Origin of the sequence: Oceanobacillus limi (genome assembly GCF_900111445.1) — a bacterium.
Taxonomy (GTDB): domain Bacteria; phylum Bacillota; class Bacilli; order Bacillales; family Amphibacillaceae; genus Ornithinibacillus; species Ornithinibacillus limi.
In genome coordinates, this window is record NZ_FOHE01000007.1 from 94,517 (window position 1) to 120,930 (window position 26,414).

25 protein-coding genes and 1 pseudogene are annotated in these 26,414 nt (G+C 32.3%); 11 read left to right on the forward strand and 15 right to left on the reverse strand.

All coding sequences use genetic code 11. The annotated features are described in order from the left end of the window. Positions 1-4 precede the first annotated feature (4 nt). Both BMX40_RS09470 and BMX40_RS09475 read right to left on the reverse strand, forming a co-directional pair. Complete coding sequence (locus BMX40_RS09470; RefSeq protein ID WP_090869192.1) at positions 5-2,038, reverse strand: ATP-dependent nuclease; 2,034 nt, start codon at positions 2,036-2,038, stop codon at positions 5-7. 40 nt (positions 2,039-2,078) lie between these two features. Continuing rightward, positions 2,079-4,274: a hypothetical protein gene (locus BMX40_RS09475; RefSeq protein WP_090869194.1), complete on the reverse strand. Its 2,196-nt coding sequence runs from the start codon at positions 4,272-4,274 to the stop codon at positions 2,079-2,081. A gap of 548 nt (positions 4,275-4,822) precedes the next feature. Here BMX40_RS09475 and BMX40_RS09480 point away from each other — a divergent pair. Next, complete coding sequence (locus BMX40_RS09480) at positions 4,823-5,824, forward strand: replication-relaxation family protein (RefSeq protein WP_090869196.1); 1,002 nt, start codon at positions 4,823-4,825, stop codon at positions 5,822-5,824. A gap of 511 nt (positions 5,825-6,335) precedes the next feature. Here BMX40_RS09480 and BMX40_RS09485 read toward each other — a convergent pair. The 3 genes from BMX40_RS09485 to BMX40_RS09495 form a co-directional block, all read right to left on the reverse strand. Next, positions 6,336-7,151 (reverse strand): hypothetical protein, encoded by an 816-nt coding sequence (locus BMX40_RS09485; protein WP_090869198.1) that lies wholly within the window; start codon positions 7,149-7,151, stop codon positions 6,336-6,338. 328 nt (positions 7,152-7,479) lie between these two features. Continuing rightward, the gene (locus tag BMX40_RS09490; protein WP_090869200.1) at positions 7,480-7,776 is read right to left on the reverse strand and encodes a recombinase family protein; all 297 of its coding nucleotides are present in this window, start codon (positions 7,774-7,776) and stop codon (positions 7,480-7,482) included. 248 nt (positions 7,777-8,024) lie between these two features. Then, positions 8,025-8,369: a helix-turn-helix domain-containing protein gene (locus BMX40_RS09495; RefSeq protein WP_090869202.1), complete on the reverse strand. Its 345-nt coding sequence runs from the start codon at positions 8,367-8,369 to the stop codon at positions 8,025-8,027. A 160-nt stretch (positions 8,370-8,529) separates the two neighbouring features. Here BMX40_RS09495 and BMX40_RS09500 point away from each other — a divergent pair, with 160 nt between their 5' ends. The 4 genes from BMX40_RS09500 to BMX40_RS20775 all read left to right on the forward strand — a co-directional run bounded on the left by BMX40_RS09500 (position 8,530) and on the right by BMX40_RS20775 (position 10,012). Further along, positions 8,530-8,817, forward strand: coding sequence for a hypothetical protein (locus BMX40_RS09500; RefSeq protein WP_090869204.1), 288 nt, complete (start codon positions 8,530-8,532; stop codon positions 8,815-8,817). A 17-nt stretch (positions 8,818-8,834) separates the two neighbouring features. Next, positions 8,835-9,128, forward strand: a complete 294-nt coding sequence (locus BMX40_RS09505) for a hypothetical protein (protein WP_090869206.1) — start codon at positions 8,835-8,837, stop codon at positions 9,126-9,128. An 81-nt stretch (positions 9,129-9,209) separates the two neighbouring features. Then, the gene (locus BMX40_RS09510; protein WP_090869208.1) at positions 9,210-9,815 is read left to right on the forward strand and encodes a hypothetical protein; all 606 of its coding nucleotides are present in this window, start codon (positions 9,210-9,212) and stop codon (positions 9,813-9,815) included. Between the two features lie 62 nt (positions 9,816-9,877). Next, a complete protein-coding gene (locus tag BMX40_RS20775; protein ID WP_280139669.1) occupies positions 9,878-10,012 on the forward strand; it encodes a hypothetical protein in 135 nt (44 codons plus the stop codon). A gap of 73 nt (positions 10,013-10,085) precedes the next feature. On the opposite strand, the gene BMX40_RS09515 is transcribed toward BMX40_RS20775, so the two are convergent. Then, positions 10,086-10,847: an ATP-binding protein gene (locus BMX40_RS09515; protein ID WP_170840736.1), complete on the reverse strand. Its 762-nt coding sequence runs from the start codon at positions 10,845-10,847 to the stop codon at positions 10,086-10,088. After that, entirely contained in the window at positions 10,831-11,781 is a 951-nt protein-coding gene (locus tag BMX40_RS09520) for a hypothetical protein (RefSeq protein ID WP_090869212.1), read from the reverse strand. The genes BMX40_RS09515 and BMX40_RS09520 overlap by 17 nt, the downstream gene beginning before the upstream one ends. Positions 11,782-12,278: 497 nt before the next feature. Between BMX40_RS09520 and BMX40_RS20215 the strand changes: the two genes are divergently transcribed. Next, the gene (locus tag BMX40_RS20215; RefSeq protein ID WP_170840737.1) at positions 12,279-12,416 is read left to right on the forward strand and encodes a hypothetical protein; all 138 of its coding nucleotides are present in this window, start codon (positions 12,279-12,281) and stop codon (positions 12,414-12,416) included. 81 nt (positions 12,417-12,497) lie between these two features. Then, a complete protein-coding gene (locus tag BMX40_RS09530) occupies positions 12,498-13,322 on the forward strand; it encodes a site-specific integrase (RefSeq protein WP_090869217.1) in 825 nt (274 codons plus the stop codon). On the opposite strand, the gene BMX40_RS09535 is transcribed toward BMX40_RS09530, so the two are convergent. Genes BMX40_RS09535 through BMX40_RS09550 form a run of 4 tightly spaced genes read right to left on the reverse strand, consistent with a single transcriptional unit; the run spans position 13,315 to position 19,609 of the window. After that, positions 13,315-14,595, reverse strand: coding sequence for a restriction endonuclease subunit S (locus tag BMX40_RS09535; RefSeq protein ID WP_090869219.1), 1,281 nt, complete (start codon positions 14,593-14,595; stop codon positions 13,315-13,317). The genes BMX40_RS09530 and BMX40_RS09535 overlap by 8 nt on opposite strands. Then, positions 14,585-16,153 carry a type I restriction-modification system subunit M gene (locus tag BMX40_RS09540; RefSeq protein ID WP_090869221.1) on the reverse strand — a complete coding sequence of 523 codons (1,569 nt, stop codon included), beginning with the start codon at positions 16,151-16,153 and terminating at the stop codon, positions 14,585-14,587. Before BMX40_RS09540 ends, BMX40_RS09535 begins: the two co-directional genes overlap by 11 nt. Further along, on the reverse strand, positions 16,150-16,809 hold the full coding sequence (locus BMX40_RS09545) for a restriction endonuclease subunit S domain-containing protein (RefSeq protein WP_170840738.1): 660 nt from the start codon (positions 16,807-16,809) through the stop codon (positions 16,150-16,152). The genes BMX40_RS09540 and BMX40_RS09545 overlap by 4 nt, the downstream gene beginning before the upstream one ends. Before the next feature lie 52 nt (positions 16,810-16,861). Then, entirely contained in the window at positions 16,862-19,609 is a 2,748-nt protein-coding gene (locus BMX40_RS09550) for a type I restriction endonuclease subunit R (protein WP_090869225.1), read from the reverse strand. A 262-nt stretch (positions 19,610-19,871) separates the two neighbouring features. Here BMX40_RS09550 and BMX40_RS09555 point away from each other — a divergent pair, with 262 nt between their 5' ends. Both BMX40_RS09555 and BMX40_RS09560 read left to right on the forward strand, forming a co-directional pair. Beyond that, positions 19,872-20,057 carry a hypothetical protein gene (locus BMX40_RS09555; RefSeq protein WP_090869227.1) on the forward strand — a complete coding sequence of 62 codons (186 nt, stop codon included), beginning with the start codon at positions 19,872-19,874 and terminating at the stop codon, positions 20,055-20,057. Further along, positions 20,047-21,561 carry a recombinase family protein gene (locus BMX40_RS09560; protein ID WP_090869229.1) on the forward strand — a complete coding sequence of 505 codons (1,515 nt, stop codon included), beginning with the start codon at positions 20,047-20,049 and terminating at the stop codon, positions 21,559-21,561. The genes BMX40_RS09555 and BMX40_RS09560 overlap by 11 nt, the downstream gene beginning before the upstream one ends. Before the next feature lie 43 nt (positions 21,562-21,604). Here BMX40_RS09560 and BMX40_RS09565 read toward each other — a convergent pair whose 3' ends face one another. The 3 genes from BMX40_RS09565 to BMX40_RS09575 form a co-directional block, all read right to left on the reverse strand. Further along, positions 21,605-21,871: a hypothetical protein gene (locus BMX40_RS09565; RefSeq protein WP_090869347.1), complete on the reverse strand. Its 267-nt coding sequence runs from the start codon at positions 21,869-21,871 to the stop codon at positions 21,605-21,607. Between the two features lie 48 nt (positions 21,872-21,919). Then, positions 21,920-22,576, reverse strand: a complete 657-nt coding sequence (locus tag BMX40_RS09570; protein WP_244513469.1) for a restriction endonuclease — start codon at positions 22,574-22,576, stop codon at positions 21,920-21,922. Positions 22,577-23,002: 426 nt separating this feature from the next. Further along, a complete protein-coding gene (locus tag BMX40_RS09575; protein WP_090869231.1) occupies positions 23,003-24,007 on the reverse strand; it encodes a DUF3231 family protein in 1,005 nt (334 codons plus the stop codon). Positions 24,008-24,233: 226 nt separating this feature from the next. Here BMX40_RS09575 and BMX40_RS09580 point away from each other — a divergent pair, with 226 nt between their 5' ends. Both BMX40_RS09580 and BMX40_RS09585 read left to right on the forward strand, forming a co-directional pair. Next, positions 24,234-24,569, forward strand: coding sequence for a hypothetical protein (locus tag BMX40_RS09580; RefSeq protein ID WP_090869233.1), 336 nt, complete (start codon positions 24,234-24,236; stop codon positions 24,567-24,569). Between the two features lie 435 nt (positions 24,570-25,004). Further along, positions 25,005-25,574, forward strand: coding sequence for a CBO0543 family protein (locus BMX40_RS09585; RefSeq protein WP_090869235.1), 570 nt, complete (start codon positions 25,005-25,007; stop codon positions 25,572-25,574). A 19-nt stretch (positions 25,575-25,593) separates the two neighbouring features. Here the strand turns inward: BMX40_RS09585 and BMX40_RS09590 are convergent. Then, positions 25,594-26,126: pseudogene (locus BMX40_RS09590) on the reverse strand (IS110 family transposase); the annotation flags it as partial. Positions 26,127-26,414 lie beyond the last annotated feature (288 nt).

The following is a 26,414-nucleotide window of genomic DNA, read 5'->3' on the forward strand; positions in this document are numbered from 1 at the left end:
ATAGTTACTCAGATAAATCACCATCAATAAATGATTTTATTCCCTTCATTAATTTTTTAAGAGGAATTGGTAATTTTTCAATTAATAACTTCGTATCTATATTTTCTAATGCCATAATATGAGTGCCGGGTTTACCTCTGCCTAAGAAAAAGTAATCATACCAAATCATTAATTCTTTCTGTTCATCCGAATAGGTAATTCCTGAGCCGCCCTCAGTTTTTAAAGTTGCCCTAACCCCTTTTTCTAAACGGTCTAGATATTCAATAGAATCCTTCTCTTTATCTACACCTTTAGGACCTCCCTGTTTGGGAACTGTCTTTTTATATGCATCTAGGAAACTTTCAATCATCATGAAATCAATATCTAGTGGAGCCGAATAGTAAACTCCATAGGCTTCTAAAAACTCAACCCATGAATAGAGATTTTCTCTTTCATCTTCCTTTTCTATAGACCATGTATGCATACGAGAGAACTCGTCATCACTTAGCACTCCATTTTGGACAGAAAGTAACTCACGCTTATCATAGCCTAATTGGATCAACTGCTGTAATGCATATTTAATTCGACCCCATCCACCACCATTTCGATCTAAATCTAAATCCAATAGAGTTAGATAAGGGATATTCAACTGATGTAGTAATTTCCAAAAGTGATTTACGTGTCTCCCACCTAACGGAACGATAGAAATATTGCTTTGATCTAAATCGGTATCTAGAAGACTAATTATCTTTGGAAGTATAATCTCTTCACTATCACCTTCCCCTAAAACAACCAATTGTGAAAAATACAGTTCTGGATATGCCATAATAGCAGCTTTTATATATTTATATTCTTCTTCTTTATCTTTGTCAGGAAGAATTATTGAATTTACGATAGTTCTTATTTCTTTTTGATCAATTCTAAAATGAAGAATTGATTGTGGATCGACTCTTTTAATCATCGAAGGGGAGTGGGTAGCAACTAAACCTTGTGCATTATCATTTTCAGAGACGTCAGTTAAAGCTTTCATTATTCGACCAAGTAAATGAGGGGAAATATGATTTTCTGGTTCCTCAACTGCTAACAAGGTCAACACTGGTGGTTGAAGATTATATATTTTTTTATCTTCCTCAGCTTCATCTTGTAAGGCCTCATTCTCAATTTCTAAAAACGAATTTACTAGAGTCAAGTAAAAAATTGAGCGTAATCCATCGCCTAATTGATCCACTTTATATTTGCTTCCTGTTTCAGTTGGTTCAAAATAAACCTCTACTTTTTTTAGAATTGAGTCTAAGTCTGCATGGCTGAAAGCAACCATAGTTGAGCCATAGCGAAAATCATTATGGTATTTTCTCCATTGACTATTAAGTATTTCTCTTAACCGTTTAACACCATTTACTTCGTCAAAAATCCCATCAACTTGCTTCATTTTTTCTTGTATGTCACTATTAATTTCTTTTGGCCAGTTAATTCCTTTTAAAATCCTCCCTAAGATAGTTCCTGATGCATTTTTTAATTGTACGGCCGGGTCTCTTGTTGCAGGTATATAAATCATTTGAATTTGAGAGCGCTCACTGGCTTTAACCGGCTGTAGATCTTCATCTTCTGTTTTGGTTCCAATTGGAGATAAGACATAATATAACCCTTGCTCAATATTTCCTTCAAATGTATTTCCTTCTGATAACTCGGCTTTTAGCCTTATACGCACATAAGGACTTCCACCAACTTTACCCGCAACCATATGATTAAAATGTGGCGGGATAGTAGTTCTTGCCTCTTCAGTATCATTTTCAAGTTCATTAAAATCAATTATAGCTTCTATATAAAGTGAAGATTCACCATGATCTATTGGATTTTCATTAGCAGGTATATGGAAATCAGATCTTTCCAACAAGCGCTCTTTCTGAAAAGGACTAAAAAGTTTTAATAAAGCTTGTATTGCAGAAGTTTTACCACTACTATTCGCTCCAACTAAAACTGACAAGTCTTCTAAATCTAGATTAGTATCAGTTGGTCCAAAGGATCTAAAGTTATTAATAACTAATTTCTTTATTCTCAATTAGTTCAACTCCTCTTCAGTGTTATTAAGTGCAATAATTCTATTCAAATTCTTTGATATTACGTGATTCACTCACTTTCTCTCTAGTTGCTTTAATCTGTCTATATGCGGACTCTGGTAAAGCTTGAAACTGCTCCGGACCTATAATATTCGTGATCACTTTTTTAAACTCTTTATTATTATTGATTCCAACTAATACGCAGTAGGTTGGTTCATCTTCATATACAACCCTCTCCATTAGAAACCTCTTGCGTTGAACCACATCTTTAAATACTTTATTGGATGCATGAAGTAGGAATATTGATATAATAGGTAACTCACGGATCCTATCTTCTGTTTTATAGTTAAGCGCCATATATGGAGTTAATATTGCTTTACGTCTTCTAAACTCTAAAAGTTTCCTACTCCTAGAAGAAAGAAAATCGCTAAGATTACCTCTAGTATTTGAGTCTAATAAAAGAAGGTATCTAGCAGCTCTGATGCACAAATAATCTCTTGTGCCATCCAATAAATTGATGAGTTGTTCCAACATGAACTCCATCTCTTGTTTAGGTTTTGGTGCAGGACCTATTAATAGATCAAGGAAACTTTCCCCTTCTTCGTCCTCAAGATCAGAATTGATTTTTCTTGCCATGTAGTCATCAATTTCGTCTCTATGACTAGCAATATATATTTCGCCTATGTCGTCCTCTTCATTAACTATCTCTCTAATACGCGTAGAATAATCATTATAAGCAAAATACATCCCCAGATGGTCCAATTCATCATTTAGCTTTATATAAGGGTTCCTAATAGCATGACTTCTTTGATATAAATAATTTAAGAACAAACTTGGGGAGTCAAAAAGTTCAGGATACACTCTTAAATCGTTAATGGAAATACACCATACAGGCAGATCACTATTTTGAATAAACTCTGTTTTTTCTATTTGGGATGCTATCTCGTTGAAATCATCCAAAGTAACACAACATGCTTGGATAAATTCACTATTTTCAATAGCATCAATAAGTTTATAGCGCTTTTTACTCTCTTTCTGATAAATTTCTATCTTTCCTGCCCTCATATATTCTTCATAAAGCCGTACAGATTGTTCGTAGGGGTTTTTTGCCAAATCATTCAGTGACTTTTTGTAGGCTTCTTCATCTGAAAAAGGTGAAACCGGTGATAATGCCCCACCCTTCACTTCTATAATTATCATTACATCATCAAAAAGAATAATACCGTCACATTCACACCATTCATTCTTTCCATTTGCACCGACTGGTGCTTTATAAAAAATGTTTTGATACATAATAGCTGTAGGCAAAATAGTTTTAAATAATTTAAAAGGTAATTCCTCTGATAAGTCTTTTTGAATGTCATTTATCTTATTAGAAACACTCTCTTTTTTCCTCCGCACAGCTCTTAAAACCGTTCTGTAAAAGTTATCTATTAAATTATCAACAGAAAAACAATAGTACTTTCCTCCTATACCAATGATGGGTTTATATTTTATAGGGGCCTCCTTTATCATTACTTGTATATCGTCTGCATAAAAGTCATTGCATTCGCCTTGTTGAAGCGAGAGTTCCTTAATAAACTCTACAGGCCACCCTGTAATGCTTTCAACATTAAAATATTCAGCTAAATTTAAAAATACTTCTTCTGACATCTCATCTTCAGGTGAAGCACCACTATCTAACAAAGCTTCCATAAATCCCATAGTACGTAATCGTCTGCTGATTGCTAAAAGACCATCTACTAGATCGACGCTTGTAATTCCAAAGATCTTATTAAAAAGATCTGTATATGGAGACAGCATATCCGTAAAATGAGCTTTTTCAAAATAGGGATACATTGTTCCAGAAACATTCATTTGCATACCTTGTGAATACTTAATTAAATCATCCTTCGGTGCAATGTTTACATAAATAGTGGCAGCAGTATATAAACTATTCAGTTCTTCCATATATTCATTTATTTCATTTTTATCTAAGTATCCAGTTCCTGTGTTTATTTCACTACTTACAATAAGACTTTGTGTAATATCAATCATTTTGTTCTCAAAAGGACTTATATCTCCGTGAACCGAAGCCTCAATATCCCCAAAATGGTTTAAAAACTTTAAAACATGCAACTGAACCATAATTATAAGCGGATCGGCTTTAGAAATTGAGCTTCTAATTTTTATGAGGCTATTCTCTATTTTCTTCTCCAATTCTTTTAAATCCATATATGGCAGAACATTTTCAGACACCTCATCATCCCCTATTCTTAACTTTGTTCAGTTCGCTCTTACTTAAAAACAACTAAAATTTATTACTAGATAACCAAAAAAATCAGTCATTTCCAAAAAGTTTACACACTAACTTCTTTACTAGAAATGACTGACCTATTGATGTACTTAAAATCTACATTCATCTAAACTCTCTTTGCTGAAAAACATATTATTCCCTTAACTATATTTTACCACTCATTATTTAATAGTAAAATATAACAATTTAGAAGATAAATAGCAAAACTTCATAAGTGGAAAGACTATTTATGCATTTCATTGATTTTTTATTTTATGTCTTAGAATTTATTATCTTAGACGCTATACTATTTTTGAACCTTGTAAGTAACACACTTAGAACCATTCAATGGGGTATGTTTATGTTGATTACTTGGAAAAGTTAATTACTTAGGACATTCGCTAACCCTAAGCGATACTTTTTATACTCTGACAATAAGAGAGAAAAATGGAGGAACTTCGAGTAGACAAACAAGATTACAAAATTCACTACAATACTAGGAGGAAAATAAATGAAAGAGGAAATTATTCTTAGAAAAAGTGCAAGGCAAAGGCTAGAGGTAAAAGCCTCGGATCTTGAATACCTTGCCTTTTTGGAACAGCAACGATTGCTTTCCGTTCAACAATTTTATCAAGCATATTCAGCATTGTTCAATAATCGACTCAAAGATTACAGTTTTAAAAATCGCTTACGAAAATTCGAAGAATACAATCTTATTCGAAGTAATTATTATAGCAATGGGTTTGAGGGAGAACGTTTTAAATATGTGACAGTCGGTAGCAAAAGCATTGAATTGTTAATTGAAAATAAATTTCTTGATGGATCATACAATAAGTCAAAAATATACAAATTCAATCAAAAGAAAAATGTCCTTCACTATCTTGCAACACAAAAAGCCGTTATTAATATTTTGACAAAACTAAACGAAAGTCTAATTATTGAATTAAATTCTAAACAGGTTAAGTACGGATTGTTGTATAATGAAAATCTCTTCTCTATTTCACCAGCACACCTTCGTTATGAAGAATGGATTCCAGAATTCAGGAATTTACACCGTCAAAATAAAGGTGCTTTCCATTCGAAAGTTGCTAAATATATGACCCAAAGTAATACTAGTAATCTACGATCAGGAAAAACCATGACAATTGTAAAGCCCGATTGGATTATCAAAGTTGAACCGCGGAAGAAAAGAAAACCTGTTTACCTGAATATTGAACTGGACCTTAGCACAGAGCCAATAGAAACACTGACTGAAAAGGTTTTTAAATATGCTATAGTTGCAGAAAACAACCCTGAAGAACAACATCACTTGTGTATTGTAATTGCTGATAATAGTTTCTCAAACCGTTCACAATTCGGTACTGGAATTAAAAGAACCCAAAATATAATTAAACGATTTAAAGAAGATAAAGCCGTAATGCAGCGAATAAAAGAATCAAGCCTTATTGTAATGGTCCATCCATTATCGAGAATAGAAGAGAAAATTCACCAAAATTTATGTAAATACTCATAGATACGATCTTGAGGTTTTCAACTGAAGGAAAACTTTTTCTAATTAGTCATTCATTTTTGAATGGCTACCTTACATAATCATCTATTCTAATGATAGTTACCATTATTAGATACCTCGTTAACTTCTACTGTCACAATAATTTTCACGATTAGATAACCCCTCTTTCTATAGTAGTAACCATTATCCGTTTCCTAAAACCGTATCTATATATCCCTTCATCCGACAAAATAGAATAATTTATTAAGAATTTATGCAACAATATAAATTACTTTTCACCCCATTTCAATGATCGTTACCATTATTAGATACCACTGTTCCAGCTTTTCAAATCAGCTATCTTCACACTGTAACTTAAAGAATATCAATTAAAATTCACATTAATAGTTACCTCTTATAGTAACCTCAAACAAAGGCTAGAAGAATAATTAATGCTGGCAACATTTTCGGTCAGCGTGGTAAGATATATATGAGGGATTCCCTCTGGACAAATCAAAAAGAACCCGCAACCTTACTAGCGATCAAAGGTTGTGGGTTCTTTTTTAAAATTGATAGAATTTAATCTTTCTTTAGTTTTATGAATTTGCTGCTCTTCATCCTTCTCAAAGTTTTCAGCTCTTAACTTTGCGAAACCAAGTGGATTTCTCTCACAGTGATGATAATAATGTCGCATTTTTCTTTCTTTTTCATCTTTTTCAATTTGCCTTTTATTTTTAACACCTAACACCTTTAATGCTCTGTCTAATGTTTTATATACTGAATATCCAAAAGCTAATGCTCCTACCCAATAACTTTGCCACCCGATAAAAGCAATTATTATAGATAAAAATAACCATGTATAAAAAGTGAAATCTACTAGATTTTTTATTTTTTTCATCTCACTTGCTTTCATTTCGGAACTTTGTTCTTTTTCTTTTCTATGTATAAATGGCAAATCACCATATACTTTTTTTATAAATTGATCACTTAGCTGCTCTTCGGGAATTTCCTCAACAGAAATACTTCCCCACTTCTTTACAATAGTTCCTTTCTCATTGTTTATATAACCCATAAACACTTTATTATCATTTATAGAGATTTTATCACCTTTTCGATCAAAGGACGTGACCATAATTGGTAATGGAAATCTTTTTAGCCACTCAGTTAATTCTTTTTCCTTAATATCAATAATTTCCTCTGTAGTTTTAGGAATGTTAATAAACACCAAATTCAAATGAGCAAAATAATAACTTTTGAGGTTGATAGGATGATATTCTACATAATAAGTCTCTCTATCTTCTTGTATTTCCTCATAAATATATTCTCTCCAATTCTTTCTGATATACGACATCTGGTACACACCTCTAACTTTGTAACGACTTGTTATTCTACATCACTAATAATTCAATCATAAATAATAAAAGAGCCACCGATGATCCCTGTGTGTCACCGGTGGCCTTGCCGTATGTCAGACATACAATTACAGTATATAATTTTTGTATATTAAAGTAAACTTTTGAAAAAAATCATCTTTTAAGCATTTTGGGACGGTAAAATACGCGAAAAACTTAGATGGTAAGTTAGTACCCTTATAGCATTTTTCCCGGATAGGAAAAATAATTGTTTTACACCTTGTCGTAAAAGCTCAATTTCTCTGCTAGTTATTTAATAATGTCCCCTTATTTCATAGCCATTTCCAATTTAGTTCCGTTGCTTTTTATAAATTTAACTATTTTTGTGATATTTTTATTATCCCTGCTGATGCGTGTTGGATCTTTAATAGTCACTTTATTCACTTTGCCTCTCTTAACATCATCTAACAATACTTTTAGCGCAGGTAGTGAATTGGGATTAGTTTTACCACTATAACCTTCATCCTTATAATAAACTGTTCCATCCGCTGCACTCACTTTAAAACTCACTTTTCCATTAGAGGATTTATTACGTACATAGATTGCATTAACTTGATTAGTCATTTAAAATCTTCCTTTCTTATTAGCATTATCCTTAACACTTCCCATTTTCGCCATGGCCACAGTTATATTTGATTTTTCTACATGATTACAAACTCAACTCCTTTTTTATAAACTAGAAAAACCCCCAACAATTAGAACTACACTGTTTCTGTGTAAGTTTATTGTTGGGGGTTTCCCTTTTCCGTTTATTAAGTTATTAATATAATAAATCATGGATTTATAAAATTCAACCCACATATTAAATTTTGTTAAAACGGTTTAGATATAGACCTAAGAAAGTTATATAGCGTCTGTTTCTGCTCTCCATCAAGTCCTGAAATTAAATACATTAAATTTTCCTCAGTATTACCTTCACAGTCTCCTACAGCTTTACGATTATTCCTTCTTTCAAGTTCGAGAAAAAATTGACTTAATGAAATGTTAAATTCCCTACATATTTTTGAAAGAAGCTCTATTGAAATTTCATTCATGCCAGTTTCAATCTTCGATAAAGTCGGTTGTGTAACACCAATTTTTTTTGTGAGTTCAATCATGGTAATTTCCTTACCTTTTCTTATACTTCTAATTAGCTTTCCGATTTCTATTTTATTCATTTTACTACCTCATACAATTTATATTTATATTTATATTTATATTTACTTATCTTTCTATATCGTATCTATTTTTGATTTTACAATCAATATATTTTATTGTATTATTTCTGTACGGGAATATAATATAGGTTTAAGGAATAAAAGAAAGAGAGGGTGCTTGATGGTTAACAAAAGAAATACGGTGGATCGAGATTTTATTATTAATACTAAATTTGAAGAACTTTTTACAAGTGATGAATTTGCAACCCAAACTGAATCGTTATTCAAAGAGGTAAAAGAATTGTTGTCCCCATACACATTACAGTTAAATAAAGACGCTCAGTTGCTTCTATTTGATCAAGTAGATGAAGTAATTTATAACACAGTATATAAACAAGCTAAGCTAGCTTATTACCGGGCATTTAATGAGGCATACTTAGTGAACAAAAATATTATGGAAAATAATTAAAGCGAGGTATATATGTTATGAACCAATTTGAAGGACAAGTCGTAATAGATGTTTCTACTCTGGTAGAAACAGGTACTGATGATATGCAGAATAAAGCACATGAAAATTTCTCCTATGGTGTAATGAATGAAATAATGCTTATATTAGCCAATAAAGGATATATTACAGAATCAATCAGCATGGACTTAAAAGATAACGGAGTTGTGAATGAAAATTTAGTTGAGCATCATCAATCAGTGATAAATAAAGCAAATAAAGATATTGGATGGGTTTATAACAAGTCAAATATCCATACAACCCGATTAGACTAATGCTTTATGGCTTAAAATTTCTCTTAACTAGTTAACTACCATATAGAGCCTTTCTAAATTACTAAAGGATGTATTAATAAAATGTTGGAATTAACTTTTGTTGGAAAAATTCAAAGCTCTTACTTAATGAAATGCACTTATAATGAAGAATACGAAGAGTATGAAGCTTTGTTTCTAAGACCACTTTTTAAATCAGATAAGGAATGGCATTTGATAGAAGTGAAAAGGGTGTATGAAGGTAACTTGCGCTTTGAAGTTAAACTCTCAAATGATCATTTAAAAAGATTAACAAAAAAAGCTATGTTGGAAATTAATGATGCTTTTGAGAGTAATCGATTTATTAGTTTTAATAACAGATCAACATTCATAGATAACCTAAACGGAGAAGAATGTTTGCCTATGTACCATTTAGTAGCGAAAGAATCACAAGAATTTATAGAAACCTATTTAAAATTCTATTGCGAGAATTATTTAAACAGGGAACTCAACAATGCACTCCCAGTTGATGTCATTTTTAATAGAGAATCTGCATCAATACGGTTTCAACTTCCTTTCGCAGAGTTTCCCCCCAGCATTCATATAAACACTGTATTAAAAAACTGGAATAATTCTAAAGAATTTATAGATGAAATATTGAGTTCCCTTAATAACTTTTTTCCATCTAAAAACAAAACCTTTTTCAATTAGAAATTCATAAATCTTAATCATGACTCATATTCTATCAAAAAAAATATTTTTGAGGTGAAATAATGAGATTGTTTAGTTCGAAACGAGCATTCAAAGAGCTAAGTAATGAAGAAGTAAGTAAACTCTTTATAAAAGTAGCAAGGAAGTCTTCTAGGAAAAACGGTATGAAATTAGTAGGAATAAGAACAGTAAAGTAATAAAGAACCCCAAACACACAATAATCATGAAAAGATTTGTGAGGTTTGGGGTTCTTTGGCGAATATACATTTTTTAAAAGAATTTATTAATTATTTGCTCGTTGTCTCTTAAAGATAATTTTGTTCTAACACTTTCTTCAGGCATTGGAAGAGGGAATGTCATCTTTTCAATTCGACTCCCTACACGTCCATTCTTATACTTAGAATCTAAATTTCCAATGCCAATATTTGAAGTAATAATGGTGATCTTTTTTGAATTCATTCTAGTATCTAGAATCTGAGTGAAAATTTCTTCGGACCAATCTGAAACCTTCTCTACACCAAGATCATCAATTAATAGTACCTCTACTTCACCAAAATACTTCAACAATTCATAAGAGTTAGAATTTGAACTCTCAGTAAATGTGTTTTTTATCTCGTTTAGCATATTAACAGAAGTAATATACAATCCAGAGACATTATACTCTCTTATTAGTGCATTTAAGATACTAACAGACAGACGAGTTTTTCCTGATCCTTTTATTTCTCCAGATAAATATATTCCCTTTCCTGCTTCACTAAAATCACAGTAGTTTTCAACAAATTTTATTGCAAAATGTTTGGCAATTTTCGCCTTCTGCACGTTATCCGCTTCATCATATATTTCGTATTCAAAAGAATTAACTGTTGCATCTTGTAGGTCTAGTGGTATTTTGGCAGTATCCAATTTTCGTAATTGTTTCTTCTGTTCCCTGCAAGGACAAGGGTATGCAATAGTTTCACCATCATTAACAACTACGATTAGACCACTCCCATCACACTTTCGCACTACACATTTATCAGAAACTGCTGTCAAGATCTGCTTCCCAATTGCTTCCGAGACTTTTTGTCCAGTCCGGTTCTCTAACTTTTTTAAAATCTCCTCGAATTTGTTGTTTACCTGCTCCATTTTTATAATTACCCTCCAACTTGTTTTTGTTTTGGTTAATTTTGCTTAATATATATTTTTCAACATAGCCAAAAGCCCTTATATTTTTATCTTGGTTTTCCTTAAAACAGGTAGATATTAACTTAAACAATTCATTCGAATTTAAATTCAGTCTAACAACCCGTTCGATTGCTTCAATATCATTACTAGTCAACTGTTTTCTACTATTAAATTTCAAGAAATGCGCTCCAATGTTTTCTACATAAGTTGAAGTATTGTATGAATAAGAATTGCTTGAAGTAATCTCTGGTATAGCTCCTATATTTCGCATGCTCTGATCCGTATGATACAGTTTCAAATCTGTCGTTTTTTCCTTCGAGTCTTTATTTTGCAGGTTAGTACCCATAACTTTGCAATGATATTCCCAATCTATTAGTGAGTCATAATCAAGACGGTATCCTAACTCTATTAAATCCCTCAATATCTTATTAGTGTTCGGGCGATACTGAAATGTCTTATCATATTTAACTTTGGGATTGTTTCTTTCCAATAAATAGCCCCTCGAAACGATTACACTAATATGACGTCTAATTGTTGTAGCATCTACCTTTAGTAGTATTTCATTCGATAGTTCTTCTGCTTTTTTATAAATCCAGCCGTTCTTCACTTGGTCTGCCTTATTTATATCAATTTCTTTTTCACTAAAATACTGTTCTTCCTCATAAAACGATATATAATCATGCCGCCTCACTACCCAGTAAAGCATTTGGTTTAAGATAAGTGCTTTCTTTGCACATCCTAATAACTCAACTAATTCTTCTTTAATTACTGCTCTTTTCCAGATTTCTTTCTTTATTTTCATCACATCCTTTCAAAAGAATATAAAAAAGTCCCCAATACTTAACACAAATAGCATGTTTAAGAAAATGGGGACTTCCCTTTTTGAATTTAATTTAATTGACTTCTACTCTCCATAATGGAGATTTTTAACTCTTTTATGGATCCACTCCTTCCATTTATTTTTGAACATTATACTTTTGAGTTTATATATTTCTAGCCTTATTTTAAATTTTTTAAGAAAAAATTTAAAATATTACTTGGATACATGTTATTTAACTATATCTTTCTATAAATAAACTCCCATTAAAGAATCAATAACTTTAATAAATTTTTTCTAAAGTAATGATAACCCATCTTATCAATACCTAGATTAATGACGAAAAAAGTGGAAAGTACATAGTCTAAGAAACAGTGGGCATTTTCTTAAAGAGCCGCTTAGTTATAAAATTCTCACAACAGAAAGTATAATTTTATATGATTGCAGACGATTTGTAAGGAGGATGAAAGTAAAAGTAAAACATGAGCAACGATTATGAACTTCAAACAAAACAGTCAAATGAACTATCTACTCATTTCCAAGAACTTCAAAGTGAAGCACGCGAATATCTTACAAACTCAAAAGCCAACAATACGAAAAGAGCCTATGGATCTGATTGAAAACAATTTGAAGAATGGTGTCAGTTACATTCTGTTTCGTAATTACCAGCTGAATCAGAAACGCTCGTATATTACATAACAATGCTTGGAAAAATCAAAAAGGCCTCAACAATTAAACGAAAAATGGCCGCAATCTCTCAACGTCACGAAACTGCCGGGTATTCAAGTCCAACCAAGACCACCCTCGTTCGAAATGTATGGGAGGGACTGCAACGAAAGATCGGCATTAAAGAAGAAGGTAGGGAAGCGCTTTGGCTTCATGAATTGCGTCAAGTAATAGAACACCTTCCAAACAATAAATTGATTGGGATTCGGAACCGCGCCTTACTTGTTATTGGTTGGGCAGGAGCCTTACGACGAAGTGAATTAGTAGGTGTAAATATTGAGGATATATCCGAAACACGAGACGGATTGATACTCCACTTAAATCGAAGTAAAACAGATCAGAAAGGTGAAGGACATGATGTTGCCTTACCTTTTGGTTCGAACCCGCTTACGTGTCCAGTTCGTAGTTTTGAGGATTGGGTATCAGCTGCTGACATTAAAGAGGGACCTGTGTTTAGACGTATCGACAGACATGAAAATATCATGGATAGATTATCGGCTCAATCTGTGCGGCTAATTGTAAAGAAATGTTGTGAAGACGTTGGCTTAGATCCAAAGCGTTATGGGGCGCACAGTTTAAGGTCAGGATTCTGTTCGCAAGCCGCTCGTTTTGGCAAAGCGGAACATCAAATTATGAAGCGGACGAGGCATAAGAGAAGCAATTCGCTACAACGTTATATAAAAAAGGCAACTTATTTGAGGATAATGCTGCATCGGGGATTGGACTTTAATAAAAATCCTATAAATAACATGAAGACCGGCCAAAACTTATATATGCATGGCCGGTTTAGTATTAATTGAACATCTGTTGCATAAATCCTTTCTTTTGTTTCAGTAATAAAGATAATTTCTCCTCTTCTTTCTCAAGCTTTTTATCAATACCTGATAAAAGAATTATTATCTTCTGTTGTTCACCAACCGAAGGAATTTCTATATTCATTTTTAACAATTCCGTTTTAGACAAGTTAAATCTCGTAGATCCTTGTGCTAAGAGTGTAATTTTCCTTCTATATTCTGCGGAACGTAATAAATAAACTAGAAATTCAGGTAAGACACTTTCATCATTTAATCTATAACCAAAACAAAAGCTGTTTAAATAGATATTCTGTTCTTCAGCCCCCCAATAAGAAGCCATCCCTACTTCATTTGGTACTTCTGAAGAAGTTGTAAATAAAATATCACCTTTTAAAACTTGATTTTGTTTCTTACCATCACTTAGGTCTACTTTTTCAATCCCTGTTGTTTTGGCTTTTACATTTGCATATACATTCTTATAAGTAATATATAGGCCTGAACCAACTCCAAAATCCTTACTGGACTTTCCACTCAATCCTGTATAAGTTGTACCTATGGACTTTAGGGGTTTGTGTCTCCACTTCGGAAACAACTCCCCATTCTCATTTTTAAATCTAAGCTTCTGTAAAAAAATTTTCTGCATCATACCTTTTTTGAATAACTTCACTTGTTCAATCTTTTCTTCTTGTTTTTTTATTCTCTTTTCAAGAAAAGAAAAGAAAGAAGATATTTTATTTTGTTCTTCCATTGTGGGAATTCTTACTGGTAAATCTGCAATATCATTTTGTCCTATAGTTGTCATTGTACCTGTCTTGGCTCTACTCATAAAAAATTTTCTTGCTACTCTAGATAGACAATACAACTTTAAAAAATATGGGTTTACCAAATTAATATTGGGACGTACTCTCATAATATGATCATCGAATACCAGTTTTGAATCTGAATCTATATTAATATTACAATGAGCTATTCCCTCTAATTTCAAAGAACTTCGTGTGAAAAAAATATCTCCTTTCAAAACTTTATATTTATTAAACACCGACTCAGAAATATCTACATATTCTAATAAATCAGTCTTGATATAATCCTCATCATATAAATTAACGACATTAATAAATTTTACATCTAACTCATTTCTTCCGGGACGGTTTGTCATTCCATTCTTTATGCCATCAGTACTTAAACTTATTAAATCTTTAACAATAGGAGTATCTTGATATTCTTTAAAGCGTAATAGTTCCACTTCCTTATCTATATTAATTATCTTTTTATTTACCATAAGATTCTACTCCTAATTCTTTGAAATATTTAGCAAGTTCTGCATCTATCTCTTCAATCTCATTATCAATTTCATATAAACGCTTCTGAACTGCAGAAGTCTCAATTGGCTCTTCTTCTTCAAATGTATCAACATAGCGTGGGATATTGAGATTATAGTCATTCTCTTTTATTTCCTCTAATGGCGCAGCATGAGAATATTTTTCAATCGTTTCTCGCTTAATATACGTATCAACAATCTTAGCTACATTCTCATCCCGTAAATAGTTTTGATTTTTCCCTTTTTCAAAATCATTAGATGCATCAATAAATATCACATTGTCATCTGCTTCACGACACTTCTTAAACACTAAAATACACGTAGGGATAGATGTACCGTAGAAAACATTAGCTGGAAGTCCAATTACAGCATCTAAGTAATTCTTCTCTTCAATTAGGTACTTTCGAATAACACCCTCTGCAGCACCACGAAACAAAACTCCATGCGGCAATACTACTGCCATTGTTCCATTATCATCTAACTGATGTATCATATGCTGTACAAATGCATAATCTGCTTTTGATTTTGGAGCTAGTTTACCATAAGCACTAAAGCGCTCATCATCCAAAAACTTAGAATCTCCACTCCATTTAGCACTATATGGAGGATTTGCCACTACCGCTTCAAAACGCATATCTGCATGATGTGGTTCTTTAAGTGTATTATCATTCTTGATATCAAAATTTTGATAAGATACATCATGAAGTAACATATTCATTCGAGCTAAGTTATACGTTGTAGCCGTCAATTCCTGACCATAAAATTTTCGTACATTTGCCTCTTTTGCAACACGTAAAAGTAATGAACCAGATCCACACGTTGGGTCGTAAACACTCTTTATATCTGACTTTCCTACCGTCACAATTTTGGCAAGAATTCTTGAAACCTGTTGAGGTGTATAGAACTCTCCAGCTTTTTTCCCAGCACTTGCTGCAAATTGAGAGATCATGTACTCATAAGCATCACCTAGCACATCTATATCTACATCATCATGAAGGAATGGTATATCATTGATACTTGCCATAATTTTTGCAATTAGCCTTGAACGTGACTTTACATCACGACCTAGTTTTGAAGATGCTAAGTCCATATCATCAAACAAGTTCTGAAAGTCTTCTTGGCTATCTGCTCCAAGCGTTGACTCAGTAATTGTGTTAACAGCTTTTTGCAACATTTCTGTATCAAACTTACCTTGATCACCTTTACCAATCTCTTTAATCATATTTGAAAATAGATATTCTGGTTCGATTACATAACCAATTTGTTGAATCAGCTCTTCTGCCAAGGCCCCTCGCATTTCTTCATCCTTCCAAGCTTCTTCAAACGATATTTCATCTTCTTCTAATAATTTAGTAACACGGTATTCAGTCTTTTCTGATAAATAGCGATAGAAGATTAACCCAAGAATATAATTTTTAAATTCATTTGCTTCCATTTGTCCTCGCAAATCATTTGCCATGTTCCAAAGCTTTTTATGTAACTCAGCCTGATGCTGACGTTGCTTTTCAGTTAATGTCATTTAATTTCCTCCTTGAGATAATTGATTGATAATTGTTTAACCAGTAGTTCTTCTAAATGCAGTCTTTCATTAATCAAACGTCTTTTTCGGTCAATTATTCTATTCATATTTCCTATCATTTGTTGCTTGTTATATGCTGGTAGTTCCATTTTTAACTCTCTTAACATTTTAATAGAAAGAGCTGACACCACCGTTCCTTGTGTAGCAATTCTTAATTGTTTCCTACATGAAGGATGTTCATTAATAAACCATTGTAAGTATGTTACATCTAACCTATTATCTATAGGTTCAATAATGGCAAAATTAGATGGTACTAACTTATCTACATATTCCTTTCGGACAGCTACAGCTTGATGAGACTGTAGATTAATAAGCACCATACCCTCTTTAGTCATAGGGAATTCATGATACCTTTCCTTTAGGACATAAACCTCTTGAGGCTTTTCTTTACTTCGATAGTATTCTTCACCAAGGCTTTCATTCATCTCTTTCATAGTGTATAGAGACATTTTTATTGAGTCGTCAGAAGGATGTTCTTTTATACGTGATAGAATCGATCCTTGTGATACTTCTGCATAATCTTGTAATAACAATAAACCACCTCCACTTCTTGTTATTTTTAAAAATAACACTATAAAAAGAACTTTTTTAAGCATAATAAAAAACAGCAGAAAAAGCAAGTTTTTTCTGCTATTTTTAAAAATAACACTATAAATAACGAGTTGTATGCTCAGTTATAAACTCAGCAATGTTTTTTTGAAGTCTCTTTTTCTTCATAAAAGGAAGTTTAATTGTGTCACTAATTTCTTGATTATCAATAATTCCGCTATATTCATATTCTTCTATAAAATACTGAAGTTTTTCTTCAGCAATATTAAACTCTTCTGATGCTTTTTCAATTTCTTTTGAACGCTCTTCCTGTTCAAATTTATTATAAGAATCGTCAACCGAATCCTGATTTGTCATAGTTGGTACGACTTTACGTAAGAAATTCTTGATTAGATCTACTTTTAAACGTAACTCTTCATTATCCGCTCGTTCAAGTTCTTCTTCTATTTCTCTGACAGATTTCTCTCGTTCCTTTTCATCATCAAAATTGATGTTTCTAATTAAGTTCATTATATAACTAACATTTATCCGATCAGTATGCATCAACTCAATAGAGAAATCTACATTAGCTAAAATTGACTCTTTAGAATCACTTTTCTTAACTTCATCATATATTCTAAGATACTTACTCTTATAATCCTGATAAGTTTGTTCTCCAATACCTAGTTTGTCTGGATCAAATTCAAAGTCCGTAAACGTCTGGAGTTTAACTAAGTTTCTAGTTAATTCACGGAAACTAACAATAAACTTATGCTTATCCTCTTCTCTTTCTAATTCATCAACAGATTCAGGCGATGCTGCAAGTTCCTGAACTTTAGCAAGTGCTGATCTAAACTGTTCGAGATAATCCTCATAACTTTTCATTAATACATCGTCAACACTATCTGTCTTTGAATATAAACGTATTGCTTCATCCGTATTTTCTTTAAGATTTCTATAATTAACGATATTTCCATATGGTTTTGTGGCTTTGTCCACTCGATTAGTTCGTGAATATGCCTGAACTAGTGTATGATATTTTAGGTTTCGATCTACGTAAAGTGTATTTAACTTTTTACTATCAAACCCTGTCAAGAACATATCAACGACAAGAAGAATATCTATTTGAGCTGTTTTAACACCTTTAGAAACATCTTTAAAATAACTAGGAAACTTATCCGTTGAAAAGTTCTTATCAAACATCTTATTATAATCCTTCATCATACGCTCTAGAGCATCTCGAGAATGTTCTTCACGTCCCTCACTATCTTCGTTAGGATCAAAAGTAAAGATTCCAGCAATCTTTAAGTTATGATCTAACTTTTTAAATATATCATAATACTTAATAAGCATTGGAATGCTCTGAACAGTGAATAATCCAGTATATCCCTTACTTTTAGCCCTTCTTTCATGAGTATCTATAATATTCTCGGCAACTAATTCTAACCGGTCCTCATGTAGCCAAATTTCATCTGTTTCTATTCCTTGCACACGCGTCTTATCATCATTATCAACATCTACATCAACGGTTTTAATGTATTCGACTGAAAATCCTAATACATTTCCATCGTGAATAGCATCTTTAATTAGATATGTGTGCAAACACTTTTCGAATAAATCTGCGGTTACTCTTCCATCTTGACTCTTATTTTCCTCAAAGCGAGGTGTACCAGTAAAACCAAAGTACTGTGCTTGTTGAAAATGTTTTGATATCTCCTTATGCATTTCACCAAATTGACTGCGATGGCACTCATCGATGATAAATATTACACGTTCATTTCGATACTGATCCATAATTTTTTCATACCTTTTATTCTTAACTGCGTTAGACATCTTTTGAATTGTGGTCAAAATAAGTGGTTTTGTCATATCTGATATTTGTTCTACAAGTTTATCTGTTTTATCTGTTTCATCCACCGAATCCGGCTCAAATTTATTAAACTCTTCCATTGTTTGTGAATCTAAATCCTTACGATCTACTAAAAAGAACACTTTCTTTATATCTGGTTCATTAGCAAGAATTTGACTAGCCTTAAACGAAGTAAGGGTTTTACCCGAGCCAGTGGTATGCCACGTATAGCCATTATTTCTTGTTTCTGTAGCACGTTTTATTAAAGCTTCGACCGCAAAAACTTGATAAGGTCTCATCACCATCAAATTCTTTTCAGTTTCATTCAACACCATAAAACGAGCAACCATCTTTGCTAAATGACATTTTTCTAGGAAACTTTCTGTAAAGTCATTCAGATTAGTTATTCGATTGTTTTCTGCATCAGACCAATAGAATGTATGTCCAAATAATATATCTGCATCAGAGTTAGCAAAATATTTTGTGTCAACGCCATTACTTACCACAAATAACTGCAGAAAACGAAACAACCCTTTAAAAGAATGCTTTCGATAGCGTTGAATTTGATTAAATGCTTCCTTGAAATCTAAACCCCTACGTTTTAACTCTACTTGAACGATAGGTAAACCATTAATAAGTATGGTGACATCGTAACGATTCTTATACTTGCCTTCCATTGTTGTTTGATTTGTAACTTGAAAGATATTTTTGCACCATTCTCTTGTATTAAAAAGCTCTAAATAAACTTCTGTTCCATCATCACGTTGAAACACCTGTTTATCACGTAAAAGCTTTGCTGTTTCAAAAATGCTCTTCCCACTAATTTGAGTTAAGAAACGACTAAACTCTTCGTCTGTCAATGGATCTTCTTTTAACTTCTTTTTATTAAATTTATTCAATTGTTCCCTAAAGTTATGTATAAGTTCACTTTCATTGTTTACAGTTACTTTTTCATATTGTTGTCGAACAAGCTGTTCAATCATATTTTTTTCCAGTTGTGCCTCTGATTGATATGCCACTCTTAACTCCCCCTTAACTAAGGCGAAAACTTCAAAGTATATTAATTATCTATATTTTAACAGTTTATAGCACGAAAAGAAATTTGAACATTAAGGTGTGAGTTATCTGAATATTAAAACTTCTTTTCACCTCTTAAAATATTAAAATTTTCAAAGTAAACTATTTCAAATTTAGGTGATTGGCCAACCCAAAATTTTATTTTCATTAGATAAAAAGCTAGCATTTATCTACTTTATTTTAATTTCAATAGAGGTGAAAAAAATGAAGAAAGAAAACAAATTTGACTATAATGCTCACTATGAATCTATATTAGCAATCGAAGAAGATTCAGGTAAAATCAAAGCCTCCGATTTTTTAGAATTCTTGTCTGACCTCATTATTAAATACTCCAATGACCTTGAGATGAAATTATTACAGGGGAAAGAGGGTACATCAAATGAAAAATAATAAGAAGTCTAAACATCGATTAAAAAGAGCATTCGGATATGCAAGGAGAAGTCCGAGAAAGCAATTGGAGGATACTTCAATTGAAAAACAAACTGAAGAAATAATAAAGTATTGTGAAAGAAATGGCATTGAACTGGTAGATATTTATACAGATGATCTTAAATCAGCTAAAAGTTTTGATGGAAGAGATGCTTTTAAAGAAATGTATAACAGAACAATAAGCAAAAAGGAAAATATAGACTATATAATTGTTCTTAAACAGGACCGCATTTCGCGTGATACTTTAGATACTTTATATATAATGAAGCGACTAAATTCACTAGATAAGCATCTTATTTCAATAGCAGACAATATAAATACGGAAGACCCTAAAGCAGAAATACTTGTTCATATAATGTCATTAGTAGCTCAATTGGAGCGTGAATTCATAGCGTTTAGAACTAACTCAGGTATGGAGAAAAAAGCTGAAGATGGTTACTTTTTAGGGGGAAAAGTATTTGGTTATAAAACTAAAGATAAAGAATTGATAATAGACCCCGACGAGGCTAAAATAGTAAAATATATTTTTGAAAAATATGCTTTTAATAAGTGGGGGTATAAAAAAATTGCTTCAAAACTTAACATCCAAGGGGTTCAAACCAAGTATAACAATGAGTGGACTATTAACTCCGTGAAAACCATATTACAAAATCAAATTTATATTGGTAACACGAAATGGAGAGAAGAATATAAAAAAGGACAACACAGTCCAATAATTGAAATGTCATTATGGAATAAAGTTAAAGAAGTAATGCAATCCAGAACTTATACACCCAAAAAGGTTCACCCCGGTTCTTATCCTCTTTCGGGTTTACTAAAGTGTCCTCAATGTGGTTCATCTATGGTTCAAGGGAACAGTAGTCAAAAATATAAATATTATCAATGCAGTAAAAACAAGAATAGTGGTAAGAAAGCATGTTCTTCTAATTTAATAAAAAAGGAGTATGCAGAGGAATTTGTTCAGGATAAATTAATTACTTTTTTAAATGAAAAGAATCTTTCTCCGATCATTTATGATGTTACTAAATCTAATTTATCTTATGAACTTGAACCTTTGGAGAAAGAAGCCAACAATATTAAAGGGAAGATTCAAAAACATGAAGAAAAATTGTTAACTACTATAGATTTAATGAGTGATACGACCCTAAATCTGGGTGGTGATTTATTAAAGGAAAAAATAGTAACTCATCAAGAGGATATAAATAGGGAGAAATCTAAACTAGAAAGCATTTCAAAACAATTAGAGTTAAAACAAAGTGAGCATATTAAAGACATTATTAATTTTTCGGTTAGTAATTTTAAAGACTTTTATCTTGCACTTTCAGACACTGAAAAGAAAAAGCTTGTTCACAGTATAATTAAGGAAGTCCATGTTACTAAAGGCAACAAAACTCAGGATCGGAAAATCAAAAGTATTATATATAATTTTGACTTAAATGATCTTAATAAACTAGTAAGTGAGTAACGGAGAGGGCAATTTCCCTTCTCCTTTTTTGCTATAACTTTATTTAATCGCAGTTCTTTCTTTTAAATGTTGGACAATCTTTAGGTATGACAAATGCCTTAAACTCTTCTCCCCATCCTTTTTCGGGTTGTTTCTTAATTGCTTCAACAACAGTTAAATTATTAAAACCTAATGGAATTGCACTTCGTCCTGCGTAGATTGCGTTTATGTCGTCGATATACTTTCCTTTTGTTTGTCCACACGTACAACTTTTAAGATGAAAATCAAGACTAAAAACTTCATAGCATTCGCTACATAATAATAACTTCATCGTATCACTCACTTTTGTGAATATTTTAGTTACATAATAAACCAAAATCTATTTCGCCTTTTTATCACTTATCTTTGCTAGCTCTGATTTCCTCCATTTTTCTATTCGACTTTTTACCCACTCAATACTATGGCACTGAATTTTATATTTATCCGCTTCAATTAATGCCTCCCGAGTGTAGCCAGAGCTGGTTATAAACCTTGCCAATACACAGTCATGATTTCTCTTTGCTGAGTTAAGTTCTCTAATTTCTCTAACAGTAATTTGGTTTTTAGATGATAGGTAATGTTTAATTTGAACTGCTTCATTCGTTTGATGGTATCGGTTAAAAATTATCAAATCAACCCCTCCATCTGCACCGTTGGATGTTTCCTTTGGTTTATACCCCCTTGCCTTAAAATATAGATAACAAATTCTTTCAAATTCTCGCCATGAAAGTTCTTCCAATGGAGATTCTATTATGTTTTCATCGCTTCTTAATCGATTAAAGTCTTCCTTGTTTTTATATTTTCTTGAATTATTACGTGGAGACTTTGCCCGTTTTTTAGTCTTTCCCTTTTTTGATAGCGCGTTATAAGTTATACCATCAATTATAGCAGTAGTGAGAATAATTCCGAAAAGTATATAAATATTAGTACTGTGAAAAACAATCCAATATAAATATAAACTTATTATTAAAAAGAGTCCTGAAGTAACGTTAGCCAATAGTTTTCTATCTTTCTTATTAATCTTGTTCACATCCTACTTCAAATTTTTATTTAATTGCAACATTTACATATTATACCACCGTTTAGTTTAATGGATTATTTGATATAAAGAAAGGGATAGATGATTTGTAAAAGGATTTGAACGGAGCCATTGTGACCGCTAGATTGGATGGTACAATTTTTGCTTGATAAAATGAAACACTTTTTTCCAGTTAAGGACTTCCCAATTTTAAGGTAGAATGTGTATGATGGTATTAAAGATGACGGAACCACTGTTTGTCTTTTCATTATCGATACTCACGAAAAGTGTATATATACTAATAATTATGCATGTTATCGAAGTAGTTCTTATTGCACTAACGTGGCAGTAAAGTTTAACAAGAATTCAGAATTAAAATGCCCTCGCTAAAAGGGCATTTTAGTTTTATTTATTTTTTGCTAGGTCTTTTCTGTTTGGAGCAAGTGGTGGTTGTTCTAACCATTTATTTTTGGTCATTAAATTGAACCACTCTTTTGTAATCATTAAATTCTTTAGTATTATTTTCTCATAAGTCGTCACTAGGTCTATTCTCATCGCAGATGCGAGGCCTGCACCATGATATGATTGGGAGGATTGCAACAAGAATCCAATGTGATACAACATTAACTTATCTGAAAAAGGGGAATCTTGGGAAGCTGTAACCTCGGATTCCCAAGACATAGGAACAGGCAAGTTATCGCCTTTAAGTATTTTACTTAGTGATTGAATTTGCTGGTCAGAAGCGTTCTGTGCGCTCTCTAAAAATTTTCTAACCTCTTTTGATTGTGTTACTTGACTAAATCCAATAGAAAGAGATTTTTCCGTTATTTTCTTTTTTAAGTTAAGTGATAACGCAATAATTTCTGTTGCAGCTAAAGGGCGCTTATCTCCAAAAAAACCATCTATAAATTGTTGTCCTGAAACAAATTCTGGATTCTCTTCTGGATAAAAGTACGGGTCTCTTTGAAAATGTCCTTTTTCGAGTAGTAGTTCAGTAGTTCGATGATACATACTCATCCCGTCATTACTACATGAATCATAAAAGTTCCTCAAGTCCTTCCTTACTGAAGAACTAAGAGATGTTGAATGCCCTAGTAAGCCATGCAGTGTAATAATATGTAAATAGTGCAAACAGAAGATATCAGAAAATAACCTTTTGGTTCCTTTGTTAAGGTCTGATTCAGTAAAGCCAACTGGTACTGGGAAATCTTCATTTTCAATAAATCGTCTTATTTGACTTTTCTGTTTATCAAATATCTTTATTGCATCTTCGAACAGCAATTTTATCTTCTCATCTTCTATAATGGATAGCATATATTTATTAACAGTTTCTACGGCTGTTCCATTTACATATTCTCCCCATAATGTTCCTATCTCAGCAGATGTGAGTTTTAAATCTTCTTTCTTCATTTAATCACCTCAATCTAATGTTTCCCAATTTATTCGCATTTTATTTATGATATTTGTTCAACTATAGGGTGGCTTATGTTGAACAATGAGTTGTCGATTTGGCAGCTCCTATTGCTTATTAAAGTAAAGGGTGCAAATATTGAATAAGGAGTTGTCGAATGTGCCAGTTTCTATTGTTTTAAAGGGCAGAAGAGTTGAATAAAGAATAGGAAAGGTGATTGCTAAAATGTTAAAAAGAAAGATATTCTTTATTGTAACCTTAATGTTTGTTCTGATAAGTTGTTCACAAACAAACGAAGAGTATTTGATAGAAGCAATTATCATAGAAATCAAAGAAAACACTGGAGATATTGAAGTAGATGGACCGATGAAAGTGGTTAAATCGGCAACTACACAAGAGGCAGTTGGTAATAAAACGGAGTCAATGATACACACAATTCGGGTTTCAAATCCAGAAGACTATAATGTAGGACAAAAAGTTAAAGTAAATGTTATTTCAAACTACGATGAAGATGTTTGGGATGTAAATCGATTAAAATTCGAAGTAGAAGTGGTTGATTAGATTTCGCAATTCAACTAACGGGAGCTTATCTTCAACAAGCAATAACCTTATATTGATTTGGAATCAGTGTGGTGTATAAAAGTTTTGAGGAGGATATAAGGTGATGATTCAGTATTTTTTTACGGGATTGCCATTAGCAATTGGAATTGTGTTTTTCTTAATTGGATGGTTATTTCTTTTTATTATTATATCGATAGCTGTGAGGGTTGGATAGATAACTCGAAAACAAATCAGATGTTAAAAGAACTGTTAGAGTTACAACGGAGAAATAGAAGCAATTGAACATACTTCTTGTTATCGTAAAGGATGCTTTAGCTTAACAAAGAGTTTTAGATTTAGCATCTCCTATTGCTTATTAAAGTAAAGAAGCAGAATAGTTTAACAAACAAATGGTTAAAATACCCGATAATTATATATAATCAGGTGGGGTATTAGATGAAGGAAAAACAATTAGAACTTTTGAATAAAATCAGGTCGATGGCTGAAGAGTTAACTCAATTTCATATTGAGTATTGGAAATCATTTTCGGACTTTGGGATTTGGCAATTTTGGGTAGTAATTCTAATGTTAATTGTACCCCTAATCGTGTTATTCATTTCAATTGATAAGGGTAAAATATTGCTTCTTGGTTTTTTTGGACTTAATTATCATATATGGTTTGCTTATGTTAATTCTATTGGTATTAGTCTGGGTTTATGGGAATACCCTTACCAAATTGCCCCTTTTTTACCGAGCTTTTCCTTAGACGCTTCATTCGTACCAGTGAGTTTTATGTTGTTATATCAATGGACGTTAAATCATAAAAGGAATATTTATCTATACTCTGTACTACTATCAGCAATATTTGCCTTCGCATTAAAACCAATTATGGTAAACCTACACTTTTTCCATATGTTTAAAGGAGTAAATTACGTTCATCTATTTCTATTTTATGTGGCACTTTTTATTGTATCTAAACTTATTACAAACCTGTTCCTATGGTTGCAACAAAAGGAAACTCAGTAACTTGTTTTTAAACAAAAGAAGCTGCCCATTCCAATGAACGCCTTGGACAGGATTCATGAATACTTTTATTTAGAGTGTCTTTATCCGTCTCCAAAACATCCTTCTATGTTGGATAGTTTGATAGGGTAAGTAAAGAAACAGTAGAATATAAGTCCCCAAAAACCCCACATACTCAGGAAATATCTGATCCAACACGGAATGAAACTGTAATTTTGTTTGTACATATAAGCTTGTAATATTTTCATGTTGTCTAGTAAGGTTACGTAAATTTAGTAATTGTATTCCGCGTTTCTTTTGTGGTTCTAGTTCTTCCTTATAGTACAGCTCGCAGAGGTGTCTCGCGTCAATTACATCTGTTTTAACTTTTCGTAGACTAGAACTCTTTGCCTTATAAAAAATAAGTGGATTAACGATAATCGTTAAATATCCTTTTTTCTCTAGATATTGAACAACTGGTGTGTGATAATGCCCTGTGGATTCTAGTACGACAGGAGGTCGTACCCCAGTATTATTTTCAATATCAATTAAAAAGTGACGTAATTTATCCGGACCTACTACTGGATTCATTGAATATCTCCTCCTAAGAAGTATTTGCCGGTACCCCTAATCCTTCTTGTAGTATCACAGCTTCGCTTGTTATGCGGGATCCTTGTCCCAACCAGCCTCAATCATGTTTCTACAAGTAGGGGGCGAACAGTTTAGTTGACGGGTTCATATCCCACGGGTGCTTACGTTCTGCCCCGACTACAATGTAAATGATAAGACCATATAAAAAATAGTCAACCAGTAAATTCTGGTTAACCTTATAATACGAACGGGTGCTTTAGTTCAATAAATCCA